Here is a 24145-nt window from a genome sequence, read left to right on the forward strand (position 1 = left end):
AAAATGTCGCTTTCAAAGATCAAAGAAATTCTTGGGGCACAGGCTGACGGCCTCCTCAATCATTCCTGCAAAACGATCAGCAAAGATCAGCTTCATTTGCCGGGACCGGATTTTGTGGACAGGATTTTTGCGCCCAGCGATCGTTCTCCTCAAGTGCTGCGGAGTTTGAAGGCGATCTATGGAAACGGGCGGCTTGCAAATTCAGGATATGTTTCTATTCTTCCGGTTGATCAGGGAATCGAACATTCGGCAGGAGCATCTTTTGCACCGAACCCGATGTATTTCGACGGAGAGAATATTGTGAAGCTCGCTATCGAAGGAGGATGCAACGCAGTCGCCACCACTTATGGAATTCTCGGATCTGTTTCGAGAAAATATGCTCATAAAATTCCTTTCATCGTAAAAATAAATCACAACGAGTTTCTGAGTTACCCGAATAAATTTGACCAAATCATGTTTGGCTCTGTGCAGGAAGCGTGGAATCTGGGAGCAGTTGCAGTGGGAGCGACAATTTATTTCGGATCTGCAGAGTCGGCGCGTCAGATTGTAGAAGTTGCGCAGGCATTCGAGCGCGCACATGAACTCGGAATGACAACTGTGCTCTGGTGTTACCTGCGTAATCCCGGTTTCAAAAAAGACGGAGTGGATTATCATTCTGCTGCTGATCTTACCGGCCAGGCAAATCATCTTGGCGTTACCATCAAAGCAGATATCATCAAACAAAAACTTCCCTCTAATAACGGAGGATATACTGCAACCGGCCACGGAAAAACAAATCCGAAAGTTTATTCTGAATTATCATCTGATCACCCGATCGATCTTTGTCGCTACCAGGTTGCAAATTGTTACATGGGAAGAATGGGATTGATCAATTCGGGAGGAGAATCGAAAGGAGCATCCGATCTTTCTGAAGCAGTTGCGACAGCAGTGATCAACAAACGCGCCGGCGGGCAAGGACTCATCTCGGGAAGAAAAGCATTTCAGAAACCAATGAAGGATGGCGTGCAGTTACTCAACGCAATTCAGGACGTTTACCTTTCAAAAGAGATCACAATCGCGTAAACAGTTGTCAGTGGCAGTTGTCAGTGGCAGTTGTCAGGTTTGAACTGACGACGCGAAACTGAAACTGACAACTGAAACTGACAACTGAAACTGACAACTGAAAAATGAGCTGGTTCAAGAGAATTAAAGAAGGCATCACCACTTCCACCAAGGAAAAAAAAGAAACTCCTGAAGGGCTGTGGCATAAATGTCCATCGTGTAAAAAAGTTTTCCCTTCTCAAGAGCATACCGCGAATTTTTATGTCTGCCAGAATTGCGGCCACCACGATCGTATCGGGTCTGCAGAATATTTTTCCATTCTCTTCGATGAGAATCAATTTGAAGAACTCGATCCGAATCTTATTTCCGGCGATCCGCTCGAATTCGAAGACACAAAAAAATATCCTGATCGTCTTTCTGATTCCATAAAAAAAACAGGTTTGCACGATGCCCTGAGATCGGCGCACGGAAAATGCAATGGGAATGATCTTGTAGTTTGCTGCATGGATTTTACTTTCATCGGTGGTTCGATGGGGTCTGTGGTGGGAGAAAAAATTTCACGCGCCATTAATTTTTGTATTGCCAATAAATTTCCGTTGCTTATTATTTCCAAATCGGGTGGTGCGAGAATGATGGAAGCTGCGCATTCACTGATGCAGATGGCGAAAACTTCAGCGAAACTTTCTTTGCTTGCTGATGCAAAACTTCCGTTCATTTCTTTGCTCACTGATCCGACAACAGGTGGAGTAACTGCTTCTTATGCTATGCTTGGCGATGTGAATATTGCAGAACCCGGCGCACTCATCGGTTTCGCAGGCCCGCGCGTAGTAAAAGAAACGATCAAAAAAGATCTCCCCAAAGGATTCCAGACTTCTGAATTCGTTCTTGATCATGGATTTCTCGATGCCATTATTAATCGGGGTGAATTGAAAACCACCCTTTCCCGCCTCATCGAAATGATGAAAATTTAAGCTTTTTCATAGGGAAAAACGCTTATCTTTGCCGTCCCTGTTAATAGAGGGAAAATCAATAAAAATTAACTTAATCCACAAACAGCCGTTATGTACCTGACGTCGGAAATTAAGAAAGACATCTTCAAGAAATTCGGAAAATCGGATAAAGACACCGGTTCTGCCGAAGGACAGATCGCTCTCTTCACCCATCGCATCAATCACCTCACCGGACATCTTAAACTGAAACCGAAAGATAAAAGTTCAGAGCGTTCATTGGTTCTCCTCGTTGGAAAACGCAAAGCACAACTCGACTTCCTGAAGAAAAATGATATCGTCCGTTACCGCGAGATCATCAAGAAGCTCGACATCCGCAAATAAAATGCGAAGAATAAAAATTTACGGAAGGCATCCCTTAAAGTCAGCAGGGATGCTTTCTTAATTTTAAGCAACCCGCTGACTCACGAAGAAGATCATGCTGATTTCTTCGCGCAATCAAAAGCAGCAGAAAAAAGAAAAACAAAAACAAAAAAATGAAACCAATTACAAAAACATTTGACATCGGCGACGGTCGCACTATTTCGCTTGAAACCGGAAAACTCGCTAAGCAAGCCGATGGATCAGTAGTATTGAAATTCGGAAACACCATGTTGCTCGCAACGGTTGTTTCAAATCCTGAAGCGAAACCCGGCGTGGATTTTATGCCACTCACCGTTGATTATCGTGAAATGTTTTCCTCGACAGGAAAAATTCCAGGAAGCTTCTTCAAACGCGAAGCAAAACTTTCCGATCTCGAAGTGCTCAACTCAAGAATCGTAGATCGTGCGCTTCGCCCATTATTCCCTGATGATTATCATGCCGACACACAAGTCCTCATATACCTCATCTCATCCGACAAAACTATTCTTCCCGATTGCCTCGCTGGCCTTGCAGCTTCTGCGGCACTCGCTGTTTCTGACATTCCGTTCAACGGACCGATCTCAGAAGTACGTGTTGGACGTGTAGACGGAAAATTCATCGTGAATCCTACCATTGAGCAAATGGCTCTTTCCGACATTGATATGATCGTTGCCGCAAGCGCGAAAGATATTTTGATGGTGGAAGGTGAGATGAAAGAAGTGAGTGAAGCAGATATGCTCGAAGCGATAAAATTCGCGCATGAGAAAATCAAACTCGCGATCAACGCGATCAATCAACTCGCAGCTGAAGTAGAGAAATCAAAAACAAAACGCGTTTACTGCCACGAAGTGCACAACGAAGATCTCCGTGAAAAAGTAAAAAAGGAATGTTACGACAAAGCGATCGCTGTAGCGAGAAAAGGAAATCCGAATAAACACGAACGCGCTGCTGCATTCAAAGCGGTGTTTGAAGAATTCTGGAATTCACTTCCTGAAGAAGAAAAAACAGATGAGAAACTCGCGCACGCGAAAATTTATTATCACGATGTGGAAAGAGATGCTGTGCGCAACATGGTACTCGCTGACAAAAAACGTCTCGATGGCCGCAGCACAACTGATATTCGCCCAATCTGGAGTGAAGTGGATTATCTTCCAATGGCGCACGGATCTGCAGTATTCACACGCGGCGAAACACAATCACTGACCACCGTTACACTCGGAACAAAAATGGATCAGCAGTTGATTGACACTGCGATCATCGCAGGCGATGTGAATTTTATGCTGCATTATAATTTCCCTCCATTCTCCACCGGCGAAGCGCGTCCAATGCGCGGAACAGGCCGTCGTGAAGTAGGACATGGAAATCTTGCATTGCGCGCATTGAAAAATCAGTTGCCTGATGGAAATCCTTACACGATCCGAATTGTTTCTGATATTCTCGAATCAAATGGTTCTTCATCCATGGCGACAGTTTGCGCAGGAACACTTGCGCTGCTTGATTGCGGTGTGAAGATCAAAAAACCTGTTTCCGGAATTGCGATGGGATTGATCACTGACAACAGTGGAAAATTCGCAGTGCTTTCTGATATTCTCGGCGATGAAGATCACCTCGGCGATATGGATTTCAAAGTGTGCGGAACAAAAGACGGTATCACCGCTGTACAAATGGATCTGAAAGTGGATGGACTTCCTTACGAAGTAATGATGCAGGCGATGGAACAAGCGAAAGCAGGCCGCGCGCACATACTCGGAGAAATGATGAAAACACTTTCCGAGCCGCGTGCCGAATTCAAACCACACGCACCACGCCTCGTTCAACTTACTATTCCGCGCGAATTCATTGGCGCTGTTATCGGACCTGGTGGAAAAATTATCCAGGAAATGCAGCGTGAGACAAATACAAAGATCATGATCGAAGAGGTTGGCGAATTCGGAATCATCGACATCGCATCTGCGAATAAAGATGACATTGATCGCGCAGTTGCACGCATAAAAGGAATTACCACGATGCCGGAAGTTGGTGAAGTGTATGATGGAAAAGTAAAAAGCATAATGCCATTCGGCGCATTCGTTGAATTCCTTCCGGGAAAAGACGGGCTGCTTCACATTTCTGAAATTGACTGGAAACGTATCGAAACGATGGACGGAGTTTTCAAAGAAGGAGATGCAGTGAAAGTGAAACTCATCGAAGTGGATGAGAAGACCGGAAAATTCCGCTTGTCGAGAAAAGTGCTGATGGAAAAACCGGAAGGTTATGTAGAGCGTCCGTCACGTCCTCCGGGGCCGCCACGCAGAGAGCATACAGAAAGAAAATAATTTTTTGTTTTTTAGAAATAAAGATCCCGTTCGCAAGAGCGGGATTTTTTTGTTTTTGCATTTTCAAATCCGAAAACTATCCGTTTTGAAACGCTTAACAACCGATTAGTGGAATTGCAGCAAGAGAATTTATAACTTTCCTTAAAACTAACGGCATGACACTCCCCGGGTTTCACACTTACCATTTTTACAGTAAGGCGATCGGAACGATCTGCTTTACTGTCCTGCTGTTCTTCACTTCCCTGGACGCGCAGCGCGATACGTGCGCGATAAAACTCCGATCTGTTCAGGCGGATTATGGTTTCAACATCTACGCGGTTCCAAATCTGAACATAGAAGAACAACAAAGTATAACACCGGGTTCTTCGCTGTTGCGCCAGAATTTCGGAACCTACAGCTACCATCTTAGTGGAACAGACTTTTTTTCTGCGCATGTTTTTTCTGCAGGAACGGAATTCAACTTCTATAACAGGAAGAAAAATAAATACGGGGAAAGGTTTTCAGCCGGTATGAATTTTTCTTACGAAAATTTTTCACCGGGAGATTACGGAAGTTTTATCAAAACGACCGGCGGAAGATCAGACACGACTTATTCTACTGTTTATGATGGCATGGGAAATCCTCATCCTGATACCATCGTCCACGATACGCTCTCGCAATATTTCCGTCGTTTTGCGTGGAAGGAATCTATTTGCACTATTGGTATTCATGTTTCATTTCACACAGAGGAGAATCAAATCCTTTCCGCCGGAACTGGTTTGGGAATTCAATTTGGTTTGGGCCTCGCAGGAAAAACGGATATCTATTCTTCAGTAAGTCCATGGACATTTGATTCGTCTATTGTCACACGATCGCACACACTTCATGATGACGGCTCTACAGTTTCCATCACATCAGAAAGTTTCAAAACGAAACCAAATATTATGATGTCAGCCATCATTCCATTATATCTGCAATTACGATTTCCGGAAAAATGGGATCTCCTGCACAGATTCGCCTTCACCATTGCCGTGCACCAGGGACTTTATTTTATTACGATCCCCGGAGTAAGCACACATATTTTTTCGCAACCCGGAGCTTCGGCTGGATTGAAATTCTATTTCGAATAGTGTGAGAAACACTTGTGGGTAAAACTATTCATACATCATTCAAACTTATTTTCCCAATGAAAAATCCCGCATCCTTCGACTTCGCTCAGGACGGGATTTTTTTTAGCACACTTCTTGATGAGAAGAACTGAAACCGTTCTTATAAGAGTTTTCAACAAGAAATCCAACACCATGTAACCTTTTCCATTGCTATCCGTAGACGTACAGAATTCCACACACATTATAGAATTTGTATTAACCCTTTAGCATAACCCATGATGCGTCAACTAAAAATTTCAAAACAGGTCACCAACAGGGAAACCGCTTCACTCGACAAATATTTACAGGAGATAGGCCGTGTGGACCTGATCACCGCAGAAGAAGAAGTGGATCTCGCCCGCAAGATCAAGCAGGGCGATCAATTTGCATTGGCAAAAATGGTGAATGCCAATCTCCGTTTCGTCGTATCCGTTTCCAAACAATACCAGAATCAGGGATTGAGTTTGCCCGATCTTATCAATGAAGGCAATCTTGGTTTGATCAAAGCTGCACAGCGTTTTGATGAAACACGTGGTTTCAAATTCATTTCCTACGCTGTATGGTGGATACGCCAGAGCATTCTGCAGGCATTGGCAGAGCAATCACGAATTGTGCGTTTGCCGCTCAATAAAATCGGCTCCATCAATAAAATAAATAAAACTTTCGCACGTCTTGAGCAGGAATATGAGCGTGAGCCGAGCGCCGACGAAATAGGTGCTGCACTGGATCTTTCTCCGGAAGATATTAAAGAAGCGATGCGAAATACCGGCCGTCACGTGTCGATGGATGCACCGCTCGCTACCGGCGATGAGAACACAAGCAATATGTACGACGTGATGCAGAGTGAGGATACGCCGAGCCCCGAGAATTCTCTCATCAGCGAATCATTGCGCAAAGAAATCGAACGCGCATTGTGTACGCTCACTGCACGCGAAGCTGATGTGGTTCGTCTCTATTTCGGATTAAGCGGAACACATGCATTGACGCTCGAAGAGATCGGCGAAAAATTCGATCTCACCCGCGAGCGCGTGCGCCAGATAAAAGAAAAAGCTATCCGCAGGTTGAAACACACGTCACGCAGCCGTCTGCTGAAAACATACCTCGGATAATTTTGCAAACCATGTATAGAAAGAAAACCAGTCGCGAGGCTGGTTTTTTTATTTTTTACCAATGAGAGTTCCCTATTCCTCATAGGTAAACATTTCCCTGAAATACGATTTTCCCAATGAAAATGCATTTCGCCAGTGAAAAACGTCATTCTCCCAATGAAAAAAAGGGCAAGGCATACCTAAAATGGCGTTTTCTCCAATGAAAAAAGAGCTTTCCCCAATGGAAAAAGAACTTAAAAATGAGTTCCCCCAATGAAAAAAGCAGGTTGAAACAGCCAAAAAGCCGATTTTCCCAATGAAAAGACGAGTTTTCAACAATGGTGGATTTTCGCATTACTGGATTTCTTCTTGTTTTTCCCCAATGAAAAAAGTGATTTCCCCAATGAAAAAACGAATTTTTGAGCTCATTTTCCCAATGAAAACCGGAAGCGTCAAAAAAGCGACTTATTGACAATTCGTGAATTTTCCCAATGAAATTTGTCGGGCGTATGTTTATAGTATTACTTTTGGGTCACTCAATTAATTGAACAACCAATAATAAAAATCAAACATGGCTAAAAAAGCAAAAGCGAAAGCAAAGAAAGCGGCTCCTAAAAAAGCTGCAAAGAAAAAAACAGCACGCAAACCAAATGCTGCATTCATGAAACCTCTCATGCCGAGCGCTACTCTCGCTGAAGTGGTTGGCAACAAAGCAATGCCACGCACTGAGATCGTGAAAAAAATCTGGGATTATATCAAGAAGAACGGTCTCCAGGACAAAAAGAACCGCCGCATGATCAACGCGGATGCGAAACTCAAAACAGTATTCGGAGGAAAAGGACAGATCTCTATGTTCGAACTCGCGAAAGTTGTTTCTAAACACGTAAAATAATTCTTACGTTTTTCGCAAAAGAAAAAAAGGTCTCCGCCAGGGGGCCTTTTTTTATTGGGGGAATTTATCAGTCATAATGAGGAAATATTGCCACCAATTCTCACTGATTAACACTGATTATTTTTTACTGTCAATTGGCCATTGGCAATCGGCAATTTTACCTCGCGGCTTTCGGTATCAGCACAAAGTTCATCTTCTGGTTTTTCCTGTCCACATTCACGATCAATCGCATTCCGGAAGCAGAGGCATCCAACTGCGTGCACTGGTTGAGCGGTTTTCCCTTGCATCCGAGCTTATGAAAAGTTTTCTGCAATTGGCTCAACGCCGAATCGATACTATTATTCCCGCTCACATCAATGAAAACATATTCCAGTTCGCCGTCGCAGAATTCATATTGAATGGACGAGGCCGTAAAACCAGTCAACTGCATCTCCTGCGTTCTCCTGAAATAAGTCTGGCATCGCGTGTTGCGCATGTAAACCGCCGTGTCTTTGTAAGCGGAAGTGGAATCGAGAATGACTGTTTTGTCAGGCATGTCGGCCGATTTCATTCCGAAAGAAATTCCTTTGAGACCGATGAAATCAAGTTTCTGCGCGTGCGAAGAAGTAAAAATGAAAATGAAAAATATACACTGGAAAAAAATGCGTCGCATCGTTGGCGAAGTTACGGACTTTAGCGCTTTCACTTTGAGTTGAGGCCGATGAGATGAAGGAATGCTTTATTGTTCGGTTCGCGCCCGAGAAAATCAGTGACCAGGTTGATCGCATCATCGCTTCCTCCTTTCGCCAGCACTTTTTCCCTGTAACGTTTTCCTGTTTCAGGATCGAGCGGAGAAGTTTTTTCAAATTCAGAAAACATATCAGCAGCATACACAAGCGACCACAGGTAACCGTAATAACGCGATCCGTAACCGGTGAGATGCCCGAATGTTCCTGCAAAATGTGTTCCTTCCACCCAGGGATAAAACGTGATGCTGTTCTGCAGTTCTTTTGTCTTCGCCACAATATCGGCTGATGAAGCAGGTGCAAACCCGTCGTTGAAAGTGAAATCAAGCGTTCCGTAAAAAACCTGTTGCAACGTGAGCAAACCTGAATTAAGATTTCTCGCAGCGATCATATTATTCAGCAATGAATCGGGGATCACATTTCTATTCTTGTAATGTTTCGCAAAAAGCGAAAGCACATTTTTCTGCCACGCCCAGTTCTCCATGATCTGCGACGGCGCTTCCACGAAATCAGTTGCCACATTCGTTCCTGCATCGTACGAAAGTTCTGTTTCCGAAAGCATATTGTGAATGAGATGTCCGAACTCGTGAAAAAAAGTGACCACCTGCGAATGAGGAAGCAGTGAAGGATGATCTTTGGTTGACGGAGGAAAATTACAAACGAGTGCGGCCGAATGAAGTTGCGAAGTTCCATCGGGATAAGTTTTGGAACCGGTGATGCTGAAACATCCGAAGTGATTGTATTTATTTTCTCTCGGGTAAAGATCGAGATAGAAATAACCGATGCGCGTTTTTTTAGCATTATCAAAAACCGTGTACGCTTTTACATCGCTGTTCCAAACGGAGGGAGATTTATCCTCTACAAAACTGATATTGTAAAGTTTCTGGTACACCTGGAAAATTCCGCCGATCACATTATTCATCTCGAAATATTCCTTCACCTTTTCCGGATCCACATTGTATTTTGATTTCAGCACTTCATTGGCATAAAATAAATTTTCATAAGGAAAAATAGAGCTGGCGGCTGTTCCGGTCATTTTAGTTTTCATGGCCAGCATAACATCCAGGTCCGCCTGCGCCTTAGGACGAAGATCAGCAGCAAGCCCTTTCTCGAATTTCCACACGGTCTCCGTATTTTTCGACATGATGTCGCTGGTAGAATATTCAGAATAAGTTTTGAATCCGAGCAGTTGTGCTTTCTGCGTACGGAGTTTAATGATCGTGACGAGTAATTTTTCATTCGCACCTCCCCCAACATTCATTTTTGCGAGATACATTTTTTTTCTCGATTCGGTATTCGTGCACTCAGTCATGAATTCGTTGTAAGTGGGCGTTGAAAGATCAAAGGAATAAATTTTCATCGGCGGATTATTATGATCATCCGGTGCGGCATAAACACAAAAGTTTTTTAAAAAATTATCAGGCAGCCCGGCTAATTCCTCCATATACAAAAATTCACCTTCAAACCTGACTTTCGTGGTATCACTGGCAATATTTTTTCCGAATGCAACACCAAGATCATTGAGGCGGTTATTGATCGAGATGAGTGTATCACGGTCTGTTTTTTTGAGCATCATCCCGTTCAACTGGAATTCCTTTAGAATACGATCTACGAAATGAAATCTTTCCCCGGTAAGTTTATTCGCTTCATCGGTCACCGCAAAATCGTTTACTGCTTTATAAAGTTTTTCATTTTGCAGGAGTTCATCAGTTTCCGAGGTGAATTTTCCAAGCATAGCTCCGGAAAGATCACGGATATTTTTGTCGGTGGAAGTTTCCATCATCAACTCATCCACAGAAGTTGCTTTCTGCAACACATTGTAAACTTCATCGAGCGGAAGCATGGTATTCTCAAATGATCTTTTTCCATCAGCAACAGCAAAAATCTTTTCGAGTATTTCGTTCACATTTTTCTCTGCTGCCACGCTTGCATTTTTTATCGCATTCGTATCCACGTGCGCAAAATCATAAAGTTCGCCTGGCCCCGGCTGAAGTGCGCCATGCGTTGAGAGCGGCGGCTTATCAGTTGCCATTATTCCCGGATCAAAACCGACAGCAACGTTCCGGTTTGAAAGTGAAATGCAGAGCAGGATGAAAGCCGGGAAAATAAAACGGAAGTTGTTTTTCATAGGGGAAAGCTTTGATGCAATATAGGAAAATGTAATCAGAAGTCATCTTATTAAATCCAACGGCGTCAAAAACAAACTATAAATGAAAAAGGCCTCCGGACTGAAGACCTTTTTCACTGATAAATTTTCTATTTACGCTTTCACACGGAAAGCGTGGATAGTTCCGATGATGGAAAATGTAAGCGAGATCACTCCGAATAAAACGTACAACGCTCCCACTTCGTCGAATGAACAAGCCGAAGGTGAAGAGATGGGAACGAAAGAAAAGAAAACAAGCAGGGTGGTCAATGCCATCCCGATGATGGAAAGAATTTTCATGGTCTTCGTTTTTATTTTCAGTAAGGAAAGCAGGAAGAACACGTCGATGATCGCGAGCATCACCATGCAGAAGAGTGTACCTGCCATTGTTCCATCTGCTGCTTTGCCGCGATACAGATCATAAGAAGAATTTTCTACGTCTGATGTACGGGGTGAACTGTACGTATTCAGTGAATCGCCGTACCCGCCTGAAGAATACGAATTGGAAGAATACGAATTGTCGCTGTAGGACGATATGAGTTCGAGTGAAGCCATCGACCGGTAAGAAGAAACGCTCATGATAAAAATGGCGGATCCGATGATGAGAACAAGACTGAACACAATTGCTATTATGGAAATTACGCGCATCATGGTTTTTTGGGTTTTAGTCCCGATAGCTATCGGGATTGTTTATTTTTTTTGTTGATCATGAATTGATCCGTAAGATCTGCATCATGATTTTTATTTTCCACCGAAATGGAAGATGTAATATTTCCCGAGGTAAACTTCGTCGTCATTCATTGCTTTTTCTGCTTCGTCTTCCGCGGAATGAAATTGTGCTGCAATTGCTTTTGTATTTTCATACTCGCCGATGAGTTTTCCCTCGATGGAAAATACGATCAGTTCCGGGGGTTTATGCTTTTCTTTCTGCGTCATGGGTTTTGATTTTTTCTTTCTTTTCATTTCAGGTTCATGATCCTTTTATTCTTGTGAAAATTGTTTGCTTTATTCCATTTGAACAGGACAAATATGCGCCTCTTCACTATTCAAGTCAAATTGAAATTCCGGCTTTCGTAGAAACCGGTTTCAGCACCCGTTTGAATGGCCTTTTCCGTATTTTCCCAATGAAAAATGTCATTTACATCGTATATTGACGGGCTCCAAACGTAGGAACCGATGACCCCGAAAGACGACCTTTTCCGGCTTATAAAATCACTTTCACGGAATGAAAAAGGATATTTCCGTAAAGATTCGCAGGCCACTGCAGGAACATCGGGAAGTAATTACCTGCGTCTTTTTGATGCGATCGATCTGCAGGATGAATATGATGAAGCTGCATTACGGAAAAAATTCAGCGGTGAAAAATTCGTGAAACAATTCCACGTCGCCAAGAATTATCTGTTCAATCTTATCCTGAAAAGTTTAGAATCCTATCATTCCAGTGTCGATTCGGAATTACAGAGCCAACTGCACCGTATCGAAATACTTTATGAAAAAGGATTCTTCGATATGTGCGCCGATCTTCTTCCGCGCCTGAGGGAAAAAGCGATCACGCACGAGCGATTTGCATACCTGCTCAATTGCTTTGAGTGGGAAAGAAGAATCCTCCTCACGGGTGGCAGGTCCCAGATAAAAAAAGAAGAACTGGAAGAGATCCTTGAGCAGGGAAATGCAGCGTTGCGGAAAATGGTGAATCACCACGAATATCAATCCATCTACAACCGGCTTTTCTTTTTCATTATGCGCACGGGCCGCCTTCGCACGAAGGAACATCAGAAAGAATTTGAACTACTTTCTTCCTCTCCCCTGCTGGAGAACGAAGCCCTCGCACTTTCTCACCGCACGCGATTGCTTTTCAACAGCATTCATTATTTCTGCAGTTTCTATTCGCACAATGAAACAGGAGTGAATGCCGGAATAAAATTTCAACTCAGGCGATTGCAGCTCATCGAAACGCATCCTGCCGGTATCCGCGAAAATCCGAAAGAGTATATCATTATTCTCTGTGATCTGCTCGCACACTTTGGCGATCAGTGCCACGATGATTTTTTTATTTACCTGGAAAAAATCCGTTCCGTGGAAAAAGATTATGAGATAAAACTCCCGCCGGAACTCCGCGCAAAGATTTTCTTTTGCGCCTATTCTGCAGAATTGAATTACTATTCTCTTTGCGGTGAATTTTCAAAACTGGCCACGCTCCTGCCGGAAATTGAAAAAGGGATCAGCAGCTTTGATAAATTCTATTTCAGCCCGACCAAACTCTCGCTTCACTTCAACATTGCTTATTGTCATTTCGGTTGCGGCGAATATCGCGCGGCAATGAAATGGCTCAATTACATGGTGAATGATACAACAAAAGGTATTCGTCCCGATCATCATTGCATCCCCAGGATCGTCCTGCTTATCGTGCATTACGAACTCGGAAATACCGATCTTCTCAGCTATGCGATCTCTTCTACGGAAAGATATTTCTTAAAGAACAAACGCATGTACAAAGGAGAATCATTGTTGCTTGAACTTTTCAGGAAAACACTGAAAGCAAAATCGGGCGCCGATGAAAAAAAACTTTTTATTTCCATGAAAGTAAAACTGGAAGAGCTGATGAAGGATCCGTACGAACGCAACGGAATTTATTATTTCGATTTTCTTTGCTGGCTGGAAAGCCGGATCACCGGCAAACCATTCTCAGCATTGGTAAAAATGAAACACGCTGCTAAAACGCAAACTGCATTTTGACAATCAGATTCATTTGGCTAAATTGCTGAATCATTAACCCCACTCTCATGAAAAACCCTGTTTCTTTTTTGTTTGTCTTTCTCTTTCCATTCGTGATCAACGCGCAGAATACATTCACGAAAGAATACGAGATCTGGAATGAATTTTCCATGAATAATTTTCAGCAGACCAGTGATGGCGGATATATTCTCTGTACCGATGCCGATCCTGAAATGGATACTGCCACTTCACTCGACCAGGGTTATCTCATTAAAATGAATGTGCAGGGCACTACAGAGTGGATAAAAAAATATGCCAAGTCCACGATCAGCATCAAAGCCAATGACGGAAATTCTGTTTTCCAAACCGCCGACGGAGGTTACATCGTTGCTACAGTTTATTATTATAATTCCAGTGTCGGTACCATTCATCTAATGAAAACTGACAATGTCGGAAATATTTCCTGGGAAAAACTTTACCCGGCTTACCAGTTGAGCAGTGCTTTCTGCGTGAAGCAAACTTCAGATCTCGGTTACATTATTTGCGGTGGGACTACAGATACTTTATCTATGTTTCCGTATTACACGCTCCTGCTGAAAACAGATAATTTGGGAAACGTACAATGGGGAAAAAAATTTCTTGAAACTTCCATCGGGCAATCCGGCCCCGCTTTTTGCGTGAACCAGTCGGCCGACGGAGGATATATTCTTTGTTGCACCTCCGGAACAGGAACAGCAATCATCAAAACCGATGCAACCGGAAATATTCAGTGGAACAAAATCATTTCTACTAATGGCTATGATGGGTTTTACGACGTTCATCAAACAACAGACGGAGGATACATTGCAACTGGGTATTCTCTTGATGCGGTCACCTCTTATGGTTATGCTTTTCTTTTAAAACTAAATGCGTCCGGAAATTTTCAGTGGGGAAAAAAATACCAGGACCCAACAAATTACCTGACCGGATTTTCCACCAGGCAGACTTCCGACGGAGGTTACATTATTTCTTCCGGTGACGCCAATTATTTTTCCTCATTGATAAAAACGGATAGTACCGGAATCCTGCAATGGGTTCGCGATTACAATCCATTAGTATGTTTTAATACATCGGAGGTAACGCTCACTTCCGATCATGGTTATGCTTTTGTAACCGGATGGGCAAGCGGCACGTGGTCGGATTGGCGTGTAGCTATTGTGAAAACAGATAGTCTTGGGCACACAGCAACCTGTGGTGAAGCGAGTCCGAATTATTATACGCTTAATTATTCACCGGCCTTTACTTCCGGATTTTCAACCGATACTGCAACAGTCACGCTTGGTGTTGCCACAACTTTTGGAATTTCCAATGTGGCGGAATATCTTCCTTGTTATTCTTTTTCGGAATCGGGTGTGATAGAAAATCAAATGGAAAATAACGGCATCAGTATTTTCCCGAATCCTTCTTCCGGAAAATTCACCGTGCTGCTTCCTTCAGGAAATTGTTCGCTACTAATTTATGATGTGACCGGGAAACTGATCAGGAAAAAATTTCTGAATGAAAAGAAGAACGACATCGATCTTAGCAGCGAAGCTCCGGGAATGTATTTTTACCGGATCGCGAATGAAGAAAAAATTTCAGCGCAGGGAAAAATCATCATCGAATAATAAATCATTCCTTTCAATAAAATATTATGCTGCTCAAAAACGGATCTACAGGCGAAGAAGTAAAAACAATTCAGAAAATACTGGGATTAAATCCTGATGGAATTTTCGGCGGAGCGACTAAGCGCGCTGTGCAGGACTGGCAAAAGAAAAACGGGCTCGGCGCCGATGGAATTGTGGGTGACAAAACGTGGAATGCGTTGACAAAAATTTCTTCCGCCGCAACTTCGCCGGCGATCCCCGCTCCTGCTCCAACAACAATTTCTTCCCCGATGAATTTCGAAAATGTGGTTTCGCTGGTGATCGATCATCTCGAAGGAGGATACTATCATCCGAAAATGCTGCTCGACGGAAGAATGCGCACCGATCGGCCGGATCTTTTTACGACTTCGGGTGAAACGATGTTCGGCCTCGACCGGACTGCAGGCCACGATCTTTTTTATTCTACACCGCAGAAAAAAAACATAACGGTGAAAGATGATGTGGCGCTTATAGAGGCGCGTGCCTACGCGTACAAGAGCGATGCTGCGAAAAAATTCTGGAATGTGATGGATAATGCAAATGCGAAGATCAACTGGAAATGGAATTATCGCGGAGGAGAACAGGAAGCGGATCTTCGTGCGCTGACCATCGTAATCATGAAACCCTATTTCGACAATTTGTGCGCACACTATCTCGGGCAGAATTCTACTTTGGTACTCGCAGATCCGCGTCTCACTTTTCATTTTGCTTATGCCTGCTGGAATGGAGCAGGATGGTTTAAAAAATTCGCGGAGAAAATAAATACGGCCATCGCTTCCGGAAATACAAATGTGAATGAACTCGTGCAGGTGGCTATTGATTCGAGAATGAGTGAAGGATTCAAACGCGGAAGCAAACCGAATGAACTCATTGCAAAAGGCGGAAAAAAAATCCAGGAACTGTTCAAAGGAATGAACGGCTGATCAGATCAACCGGTCTTCAGCCTGAAGCTATCTCAAAATATATTTCCCTTTCCGATCTGTTTTCTCGGCACGGTACATTCTATAAATACGATCTCAAAATATTTTCGTTTCATCATTTACCTGTAACCTTTTCAGACATTATCACCGGGACTGTGATCCACAGCAGGTTATAAGTTATTATTCATGCATAAGATTTTTATGAACCGTTTCTCATTGGTGAAAACGGTTATTCAGGTGGAGAAATAAGTGAACAGTTTCTGCATCGGTTTCGTTGAATATTATAAACACTACGGAATGGAGCTACACCATGAAAACGAAACTACTCGCACTCCTCCTCCCCTTACTGCTGATGGCAAACGGGATGAAAGCAAGAACCGGCGCACTTGAGATTTCCTGCTCCTTATCGGAAAAAGACGTTCCGGTAAAAGATTACACGATCATGATCCTGCGCAACGGGCATTTGTTCGATTCTGTTTTTGCAGAAAAAGCGCTGCCCATTTTTATCATGATGGATGTGAACACAGATTATTCTCTGCGCTTCATCAAAAAAGATTTCCGCGACCGAATCGTGATCGTGGAAACAAAAGTTCCGGTAGGAAAAGAAAAACAACATTACTCTTACGATTTCGATATCGAGATGATCCGGAAAGATTCTGCACCGAATACCATGGCCGATCTTCCGATCGCATTCATCAGCTACGACACGATCACAGGAGGATTCGAATACAGCGCAACTTATGCAGCCAGCATCGCGCACATGCCCGCGTCACCCGACGTGAGCGCCGCAAAAAATAATACCAACGCGCAGTCGGCAGAAACTGCTAAACGGAATTCGAGGAAGAAAGTGCGGAAGGGGATTTGAGAGTGAATTTGAAAAAACCTTACGGATTTGCGACGAAAGAAGAAGTACGCAAACTTGGAAAAAATATTCAGACGCTGCCCCTGTAATTTGAAAAACTGAAAACGGAATTACATATAAAGCTGGTGAAGGCGAAAAAGAAATAATCCTGAAGTTTTTATTTACCCTCTCTTATTTTTTCCAACTCAATAATGTCCTGCATATCCTTCGGTCTTCCCAAAGTTTTCTTTTCTTCAATGAGATCATTGATGTGCAGAAATTTTACTGGAATACCACTGACGATCGCAACGGGAGCAATCCGGTAACATTCCTCAAAAGATTCCGAAGGAAATCCTTTCAACGACGACATAAGGTCGAGTTCAAATCCGGATTCGAGCAGAATAGTTGACCGGCCCGGAACAAACTGCATCGTTTCAATTCCCTCTATCTCTCCCAAGCCGATTTGCGTCAATGCTTTTTGCAGATTTTTTCTATTGGAGAGTTCATCCTTTATCCAGAGATCGAGATCTCCTGTAAATCTTGAATAACCATTGAAGTAAACTGCAAATCCACCCACAAGAATATACATTACATTATTCTCGAGAAGCGTTTTCCACAACGCAAGAATTTCCTGGTCTTCAGAATCCACCAATAGGTTTTAAGAATTTTTCTCCGGGTAAATGATCTTCGCCCTGCTCATCATTTTCCCAATTCTGATCAAACGCATTAGAAAATGAAATCGTTCCTCCGGACTGCGCTTCATCGCGATCCTCCGCTTATCATCCTCAGAAAGAGATAAAACTTTTTTCTTTTCCACGAGCAACTTTTTGAATCTGTAATTTGTAATCTAACAATCTGTAATCCCTTTACGCTTTCACCACCCCGATCTTCTTCTTGATCCCTTCGGTAGTGATGGAGCCCGGGCGTTCTATCGGGTGGCCAAGTGCACGATCCCAGATGAGTGATGCGAGTACACCCAACGCACGCGACACGCCGAAGAGTACGGTGTAAAAATCAAATTCTTTAATTCCGAAATGCATGAGCAGCGCGCCGCTGTGTGCATCCACATTCGGCCACGGATTTTTTATTTTCCCTGTTGACTCAAGGATCGGCGGCGCCACTTTGTAGATCATCTGCACGATCTCGCACAGCGGATCAACTCCTTTTACATTTTTGATATAACGATTATAAAAATCCTGTTGCGCCACAAATCGCGGATCGGTTTTTCTCAACACGGCGTGGCCGTATCCCGGAACAACTCTTCCATCAGCAAGCGTTTTTTTAATGTAATCTTCAATTTGTTTTTCACTCGGAAGATCAGTTCCTATTTCTTTGCGCATGTTCAGTATCCACTGGATCACTTCCTGATTTGCGAGTCCATGCAGTGGGCCGGCGAGTCCGTTCATTCCTGCAGCGTAAGCGAGATAAGGATCGCTCAATGCAGAACCGACAAGATGCGTAGTGTGCGCTGAAACATTTCCCCCTTCGTGATCCACGTGAATCGTCATGTACAAACGCATCAAACGTTTCACATCGAATTCATCGTAACCGAGCATGTGTGCAATATTCGCAGCCCAGTCAAGTTTCGGATCGGGTTCAATGTGTTCGTTGTTCTTGTATTTTTTCCGGTAGATGTAGCAGGCAATTCGCGGCAAACGCGCAATGAGATTCATGGAATCTTCATACGTATAATCCCAATACTCTTTTTTGTTTATTCCTTCGCGGTAAGCTTTTGCAAAAAGAGATTCTGTTTGCATCGCCATCACTGCAATGCTGAACATCGTCATGGGGTGCGTGGATGCAGGAAGTTTATCAATGGTATCGAAAACATGTTTGGGAACGATCGCTCTTCTCGCCCAGTTATTACTGATGTTGTACACTTCTTCGGTAGTTGGCAAATCACCCACGAGCATGAGATAAAAAATTCCTTCGGGAAGCGGCTCTGTACCGTTCGGCGCTTTCGGAAGTTTTTCCCGCAATTCAGGAATGGAATATCCGCGGAAACGAATTCCTTCATCCGGATCGAGCTTCGAAGTTTCCGTTACAAGTCCTGTTATACTTTTCATTCCCTGGTAAACCTGCGCAACGGTGTACTCTCCTAATTTTTTATCACCATGTTCTTTGATGATGGCTTTCACTTCTGCTGCCATCGGCTTTGCCTTCGCAATGAATTTTTCCTTGAGCGTATCCATAATTTTATTTTTTATTGCCGTGCTTTTTCACAGCGGGAGTCATTTAAATCTTGTCTTGCTCTAAATTAGGAAGTTTTCAGCTTGTAAAATAAAAGTTGCGCAAGAATAATAAACGTGATCAGGAGCGCACCGTTCAGCGCTTCGAATCCTCTCCTGTTCCGCTGCACCCCGAGTGCCCGGGTCACATTCGGCTAATGATGTTACGGCTGCGCAATAAATCCACACGAGAACAGATGTGCCCTGCTAATATTTTTTCAAAATATTTTTACTTGCCATTTCGGAAATTCTTTCCGTGAAATCTGGCGGATGCTCCCAGTTGTTCTTCAATTCTGAGGAGCTGGTTATATTTTGCGATCCTGTCTGAGCGCGAAGCCGATCCTGTTTTTATTTGTCCGCATTGCAGCGCCACAGCAAGATCAGCAATCGTGGTGTCTTCCGTTTCTCCGCTTCGGTGACTCATTACACTTGTGTATGCATTCGTATGCGCCAGCGTCACCGCGTTTATCGTTTCCGTAAGTGTGCCGATCTGGTTCACTTTTATGAGAATGGAATTTGCAATATTATTTTTTATTCCTTTCGAAAGCCGATCCGTGTTGGTCACAAAAAGATCATCGCCCACGAGCTGAACTTTGTCGCCACATTTCTTCGTGAGTTTTTCCCAACCACTCCAGTCATCTTCCGCAAGTCCGTCTTCAATGGAAACAATCGGATATTTTTTTATCCACGAAGCCCAGTAGTCCACCATCTCCTCGCTGTTTAATTTTTTTCCATCCGATTTTTTGAAAAAATATTTTTTTGTTTTCGCGTCGTAGAATTCCGATGCCGCCGCATCCATCGCAATGGAAATATCACTTCCGGGTTTGTAACCTGCATCTTCGATCGCTTTCAAAACATATTCTATTGCTTCTTCATTGTTTTTTATATTCGGAGCGAATCCGCCTTCGTCACCCACGTTTGTAGCAAGCCCTTTTTCCTTGAGCACTTTTTTCAATTGGTGAAAAACTTCTGCGCCCATGCGCAGCGCCTCTGAGAATGCATGCGCGCCTATGGGCATGATCATGAATTCCTGGAAATCAATTCCGTTATCGGCATGCGCTCCTCCATTGAGAATATTCATCATTGGCACAGGAAGCAACGTTGCATTCACTCCACCCACATAACGATAAAGCGGCTGACTCGCTTCCTCTGCTGCAGCTTTTGCACAGGCGAGCGAAACACCGAGAATTGCATTCGCACCAAGATTTCCTTTGTTAGCTGTACCATCGAGTTCTATCATCTTCGTATCGATAGCGCTCTGATCGAAAACATAGGCGCCATTCAGTTCTTCGCGTATCGTTGTGTTCACATTATTCACTGCCTTCAACACTCCTTTCCCCAGATAACGTTTCTTGTCGCCGTCGCGCAATTCCATTGCTTCATGCGTACCTGTAGATGCGCCGGAGGGAACGGCAGCGCGCCCGAGTGTTCCGGAATTGGTAATGACGTCAACTTCTATTGTAGGATTTCCTCTCGAATCGAGAATTTGCCGTGCCTGGATCTGTGCGATGAATGACATAGAAAAAAATTTGAATGTTGATTTTAGATTGTTGATTTTCAAAACATGATTGTCAATTCAACAATCAAAATTCAACAACCAAAAATTATTTATACTGATACTTTCTTTTTTACCGAATTCATCATCTTCATAAAATCATCGAACAGGTAACGCGAATCATGCGGGCCGGCCGAAGCTTCAGGGTGATATTGAACCGAAAAAATATTTTTCACTTTGTGACGGATACCTTCGATCGTTTTATCATTGAGGTTGACGTGTGTCACTTCTATTTCATTATTCTTTTCCACATCTTCTGCTTTTACCGAGAAGCCATGATTCTGTGAAGTGATCTCGCTTTTTCCGGTGATAATATTTTTCACCGGATGATTTATGCCGCGATGTCCGTTGTGCATTTTGTAAGTAGAAATTCCGAATGATTCTGCCAATAACTGATGCCCGAGACAAATTCCGAAAACAGGAACATTGGTAGTTGTGAGTTGTTTCACTGTTTCAATTTCATCTTTCATCACGGAAGGATCGCCGGGGCCGTTGGATAACATGATGCCATCGGGTTTCCATGCGAGGATTTCTTTTGCCGGAGTTTTCTGCGGAAATATTTTTACATAACAACCACGTTCAACAAGGCATCGGATGATATTTTTCTTCACGCCTACATCAATGAGTGCAACTTTTTTTTCTGCATTCGGATCACCCACTGAATAAGATTCTTTCGTGGAAACTTTCGATGACAACTCGAGTCCGGCCATAGAAGGAACTTTCGAAAGTTTTTCTTTCAGGATTTCCAGATCCATGATCCCGCTCGAGATGATCGCGTTCATTGCTCCTTTATCGCGGATATGCCGCACAATAGCGCGCGTATCCACTTCACAGATGCCTACGATCTTCTGTTCAAGAAAATAATCTTTCACCGACCTGGACGCGAGCGGGCGCGAAAACATTTCGGAGAATTTTTTACAAACGAGTCCGGCAATTTTTATTGAATCCGATTCCACTTCTTCATTCCGTATTCCGTAATTCCCGATGTGAACAGAATTTGCAATAAGAATCTGCCCGAAGTACGAAGGATCAGTAAAAATTTCCTGGTAGCCGGTCATGCCTGTATTGAAACAGATCTCGCCGGTGGTAGTGCCGATGTTTCCGGCAGCTTTACCATGAAAGACCGTTCCGTCTTCGAGCAACAGGATAGCCGGAGGGAGCGCGTGATATTTTAAGCGTGTTGATCGGGTTTCTTTCTCTTCCACGAGTTAAGGTTTGATCATAAAAAGAAAACGGGATGAGGCAAAATTACCTTATCCCGTTTTGGTGTTGAAATGAATTTGCTGACAAATTATTCACTTTTGGTTTCAGTATTGTTTTCGTTATTGTCTTCGGCGTCTTTCGATTTTACTTTTCCGCGGCCGCGACGAGTTGTTTTCGCTTTTTTGCCATCGGCTTTTACATTGAGCAATATTTCATTGTAATCAACCAGTTCTATAAGGCACAAATCTGAACTATCGCGGCGCCGTTTGGAGGTGATCTTCGGGCTTGCGCTCAGGCTGTATTTGATGATGCGCGTATATCCTCCCGGCCGGGTCGCAACTTTCGGCCCCACTTCTTTGAAAAGTTCAGTCACTGCTTTTTTATTTGCGAGATAACTGAAAACCAAACGGCGATTGTTCATGTCTTCCAATTTGGTGGAAGCAGGTTTCGAACGTGTGATGATTGGTTCAACAAAAGTGCGCAATGCTTTTGCTTTTGCAACAGTGGTATTGATCCGCTTGTGCAGGATAAGCGCACTTGCAAGATTCGAAAGAAGAGCGGAACGGTGTCCGTCTTTTCTTCCGAGGTGATTATTTTTATTTCCGTGTCTCATTTTCTTTCGGCATTAACAACTGAACTTTTCGGTTCAGAAAAATTTTAGTCGCGGTCGAGTTTATATTTCGTCACATTCATTCCGAACTGGAGGCCTTTGCTGGCTACAAGTTCTTCGAGTTCTGTCAATGATTTTTTACCAAAGTTCCGGAATTTCAGAAGATCATTCTTGTTGAATGAAACGAGATCACCGAGTGTTTCCACGTCTGCTGCTTTAAGACAGTTAAGCGCGCGGACAGAAAGATCCATATCCACGAGTTTGGTCTTAAGCAACTGGCGCATGTGAAGTGAATCTTCATCGAATTCTTCGGACGAAGCTTTCTCCACGGTATCGAGTGTGATCTTCTCGTCGGAGAAGAGCATAAAATGGTGAATGAGAATTTTCGCTGCTTCTTTCAAAGCATCTTTAGGATGAATGGAACCATCGGTAACAATTTCGAGAACGAGTTTCTCATAATCTGTTTTCTGTTCAACGCGATAATTCTCCACTGCATATTTCACGTTACGGATCGGCGTATAGATCGCATCCATCGGAATGAGTCCGATTGCGGCGTTCACCGGTTTGTTTTCGTCAGCAGGAACATAACCACGTCCTTTTTCAATAGTGAGTTCGATCTTGAGTTTCACACTCGCCTCCATTGTGCAGATCACGAAATCGGGATTAAGCACCTGGAAACCGGAAGTGAATTTTCCGATATCGCCGGCAGTGAGTTGTGTTTTGCCGGTGATATTGACCACTACTTTTTCATTTTCGGTATTGTCGATCTGGCGCTTGAACCGAACCTGTTTCAGATTAAGAACCATTTCGGTAACATCTTCCATCACGCCTTTAATTGTAGAGAATTCATGCTCCACACCTTCTATACGAATTGTGGTAATAGCATAACCTTCGAGTGAAGAGAGAAGAATGCGACGAAGCGCATTTCCGATCGTGATACCATATCCTGGTTCCAACGGACGGAATTCAAAGAGTCCGTCAGTTTCACTGGATTGGATCATGATCACTTTATCTGGTTTCTGGAATGCAAGGATGCCCATTGTTCTGTGTTTGTTCGTTTCAGAGAATCGGTTTTGTGCAGACGTTACGCGCCTCTGCGGGCGTTCATTTATTATTTCGAATACAATTCGACGATGAGTTGTTCTTTGATATTTTCAGGAATCTGTGTTCGCTCAGGGTAATTCACAAATTTTCCTTCGAGCGTGGAAGGATTGAATTCGATCCACGAATAATTGGATCCGGCTCCAATGGAATTGGTGATTGCTTCAAGTGATTTTGATTTTTCACGAACCGCAACCTTATCGCCCGGTTTAACCGTGAAAGAAGGAACGTTCACCAAGTCTCCATTGACCGTGATGTGTCCATGAGAAACAAGCTGACGTGCTCCGGAGCGTGAAGGAGCGATTCCCATTCTGTAAACCACGTTATCGAGGCGTGCTTCGATAAGCTGAAGAAGAACTTCGCCGGTAATTCCTTTTGCACGTGATGCGCGATCGAAGATGTTCGCGAACTGGCGCTCGAGAATCCCATAAGTATATTTCACCTTTTGTTTTTCCTGAAGCTGCACGGCATACTCGGATTTTTTGTTGCGCTTTGACGTAGCGCCATGTTGTCCGGGTCCGTATTGTTTTTTCTCGAGCACTTTATCAGGTCCGAAGATCGGCTCCTTGAATTTACGTGCGATTTTGGATTTTGGTCCTATGTATCTTGCCATCTTTTATCGACA

22 protein-coding genes are annotated in these 24145 nt (G+C 43.5%); 11 read left to right on the plus strand and 11 right to left on the minus strand.

From position 1 onward, the window contains the following. Positions 1-3: 3 nt before the first annotated feature. The 7 genes from HY064_00165 to HY064_00195 all read left to right on the plus strand — a co-directional run bounded on the left by HY064_00165 (position 4) and on the right by HY064_00195 (position 7812). Positions 4-1062, plus strand: coding sequence for a class I fructose-bisphosphate aldolase (locus tag HY064_00165; GenBank protein ID MBI3509046.1), 1059 nt, complete (start codon positions 4-6; stop codon positions 1060-1062). A 104-nt stretch (positions 1063-1166) separates the two neighbouring features. Beyond that, positions 1167-2012 (plus strand): acetyl-CoA carboxylase carboxyltransferase subunit beta, encoded by an 846-nt coding sequence (locus HY064_00170; GenBank protein MBI3509047.1) that lies wholly within the window; start codon positions 1167-1169, stop codon positions 2010-2012. A gap of 90 nt (positions 2013-2102) precedes the next feature. Then, positions 2103-2372, plus strand: coding sequence for a 30S ribosomal protein S15 (rpsO, locus tag HY064_00175; protein MBI3509048.1), 270 nt, complete (start codon positions 2103-2105; stop codon positions 2370-2372). Between the two features lie 152 nt (positions 2373-2524). Next, on the plus strand, positions 2525-4705 hold the full coding sequence (gene pnp, locus HY064_00180; protein MBI3509049.1) for a polyribonucleotide nucleotidyltransferase: 2181 nt from the start codon (positions 2525-2527) through the stop codon (positions 4703-4705). Positions 4706-4860: 155 nt separating this feature from the next. Next, entirely contained in the window at positions 4861-5814 is a 954-nt protein-coding gene (locus HY064_00185; protein MBI3509050.1) for a hypothetical protein, read from the plus strand. Between the two features lie 257 nt (positions 5815-6071). Continuing rightward, on the plus strand, positions 6072-6941 hold the full coding sequence (locus HY064_00190; GenBank protein ID MBI3509051.1) for a sigma-70 family RNA polymerase sigma factor: 870 nt from the start codon (positions 6072-6074) through the stop codon (positions 6939-6941). Positions 6942-7491: 550 nt separating this feature from the next. Beyond that, on the plus strand, positions 7492-7812 hold the full coding sequence (locus HY064_00195) for an SWIB/MDM2 domain-containing protein (GenBank protein ID MBI3509052.1): 321 nt from the start codon (positions 7492-7494) through the stop codon (positions 7810-7812). Between the two features lie 157 nt (positions 7813-7969). Here the strand turns inward: HY064_00195 and HY064_00200 are convergent, their stop codons facing one another. The 4 genes from HY064_00200 to HY064_00215 all read right to left on the minus strand — a co-directional run bounded on the left by HY064_00200 (position 7970) and on the right by HY064_00215 (position 11646). Then, on the minus strand, positions 7970-8464 hold the full coding sequence (locus HY064_00200; GenBank protein ID MBI3509053.1) for a hypothetical protein: 495 nt from the start codon (positions 8462-8464) through the stop codon (positions 7970-7972). A 29-nt stretch (positions 8465-8493) separates the two neighbouring features. After that, positions 8494-10665: a Zn-dependent oligopeptidase gene (locus tag HY064_00205; GenBank protein MBI3509054.1), complete on the minus strand. Its 2172-nt coding sequence runs from the start codon at positions 10663-10665 to the stop codon at positions 8494-8496. 132 nt (positions 10666-10797) lie between these two features. Next, on the minus strand, positions 10798-11334 hold the full coding sequence (locus HY064_00210) for a hypothetical protein (protein ID MBI3509055.1): 537 nt from the start codon (positions 11332-11334) through the stop codon (positions 10798-10800). A 90-nt stretch (positions 11335-11424) separates the two neighbouring features. After that, positions 11425-11646: a hypothetical protein gene (locus HY064_00215; GenBank protein MBI3509056.1), complete on the minus strand. Its 222-nt coding sequence runs from the start codon at positions 11644-11646 to the stop codon at positions 11425-11427. A 213-nt stretch (positions 11647-11859) separates the two neighbouring features. On the opposite strand from HY064_00215, the gene HY064_00220 reads away from it, so the two are divergent. From HY064_00220 to HY064_00235, 4 genes are all read left to right on the plus strand, one after another. Then, on the plus strand, positions 11860-13419 hold the full coding sequence (locus HY064_00220; protein ID MBI3509057.1) for a hypothetical protein: 1560 nt from the start codon (positions 11860-11862) through the stop codon (positions 13417-13419). Positions 13420-13466: 47 nt separating this feature from the next. Continuing rightward, entirely contained in the window at positions 13467-15044 is a 1578-nt protein-coding gene (locus HY064_00225) for a T9SS type A sorting domain-containing protein (GenBank protein ID MBI3509058.1), read from the plus strand. Between the two features lie 26 nt (positions 15045-15070). Further along, positions 15071-15985, plus strand: a complete 915-nt coding sequence (locus tag HY064_00230) for a peptidoglycan-binding protein (protein ID MBI3509059.1) — start codon at positions 15071-15073, stop codon at positions 15983-15985. A 307-nt stretch (positions 15986-16292) separates the two neighbouring features. Continuing rightward, entirely contained in the window at positions 16293-16847 is a 555-nt protein-coding gene (locus tag HY064_00235; protein MBI3509060.1) for a hypothetical protein, read from the plus strand. A gap of 154 nt (positions 16848-17001) precedes the next feature. On the opposite strand, the gene HY064_00240 is transcribed toward HY064_00235, so the two are convergent. From HY064_00240 to rpsD, 7 genes are all read right to left on the minus strand, one after another. After that, a complete protein-coding gene (locus HY064_00240; GenBank protein MBI3509061.1) occupies positions 17002-17472 on the minus strand; it encodes a hypothetical protein in 471 nt (156 codons plus the stop codon). A 217-nt stretch (positions 17473-17689) separates the two neighbouring features. Next, a complete protein-coding gene (locus HY064_00245; protein ID MBI3509062.1) occupies positions 17690-19015 on the minus strand; it encodes a citrate (Si)-synthase, eukaryotic in 1326 nt (441 codons plus the stop codon). Between the two features lie 265 nt (positions 19016-19280). Further along, on the minus strand, positions 19281-20570 hold the full coding sequence (eno, locus tag HY064_00250) for a phosphopyruvate hydratase (protein MBI3509063.1): 1290 nt from the start codon (positions 20568-20570) through the stop codon (positions 19281-19283). An 89-nt stretch (positions 20571-20659) separates the two neighbouring features. Further along, positions 20660-21811 (minus strand): glutamine-hydrolyzing carbamoyl-phosphate synthase small subunit, encoded by a 1152-nt coding sequence (carA, locus tag HY064_00255; protein MBI3509064.1) that lies wholly within the window; start codon positions 21809-21811, stop codon positions 20660-20662. An 86-nt stretch (positions 21812-21897) separates the two neighbouring features. Next, a complete protein-coding gene (gene rplQ / locus HY064_00260; protein MBI3509065.1) occupies positions 21898-22422 on the minus strand; it encodes a 50S ribosomal protein L17 in 525 nt (174 codons plus the stop codon). A gap of 44 nt (positions 22423-22466) precedes the next feature. Further along, positions 22467-23459, minus strand: coding sequence for a DNA-directed RNA polymerase subunit alpha (locus HY064_00265; protein ID MBI3509066.1), 993 nt, complete (start codon positions 23457-23459; stop codon positions 22467-22469). Positions 23460-23530: 71 nt separating this feature from the next. After that, positions 23531-24133: a 30S ribosomal protein S4 gene (gene rpsD / locus HY064_00270; GenBank protein MBI3509067.1), complete on the minus strand. Its 603-nt coding sequence runs from the start codon at positions 24131-24133 to the stop codon at positions 23531-23533. Between the last annotated feature and the right edge of the window lie 12 nt (positions 24134-24145).

The sequence above is a fragment of the Bacteroidota bacterium genome (assembly GCA_016194975.1).
Lineage (GTDB): Bacteria > Bacteroidota > Bacteroidia > Palsa-965 > Palsa-965.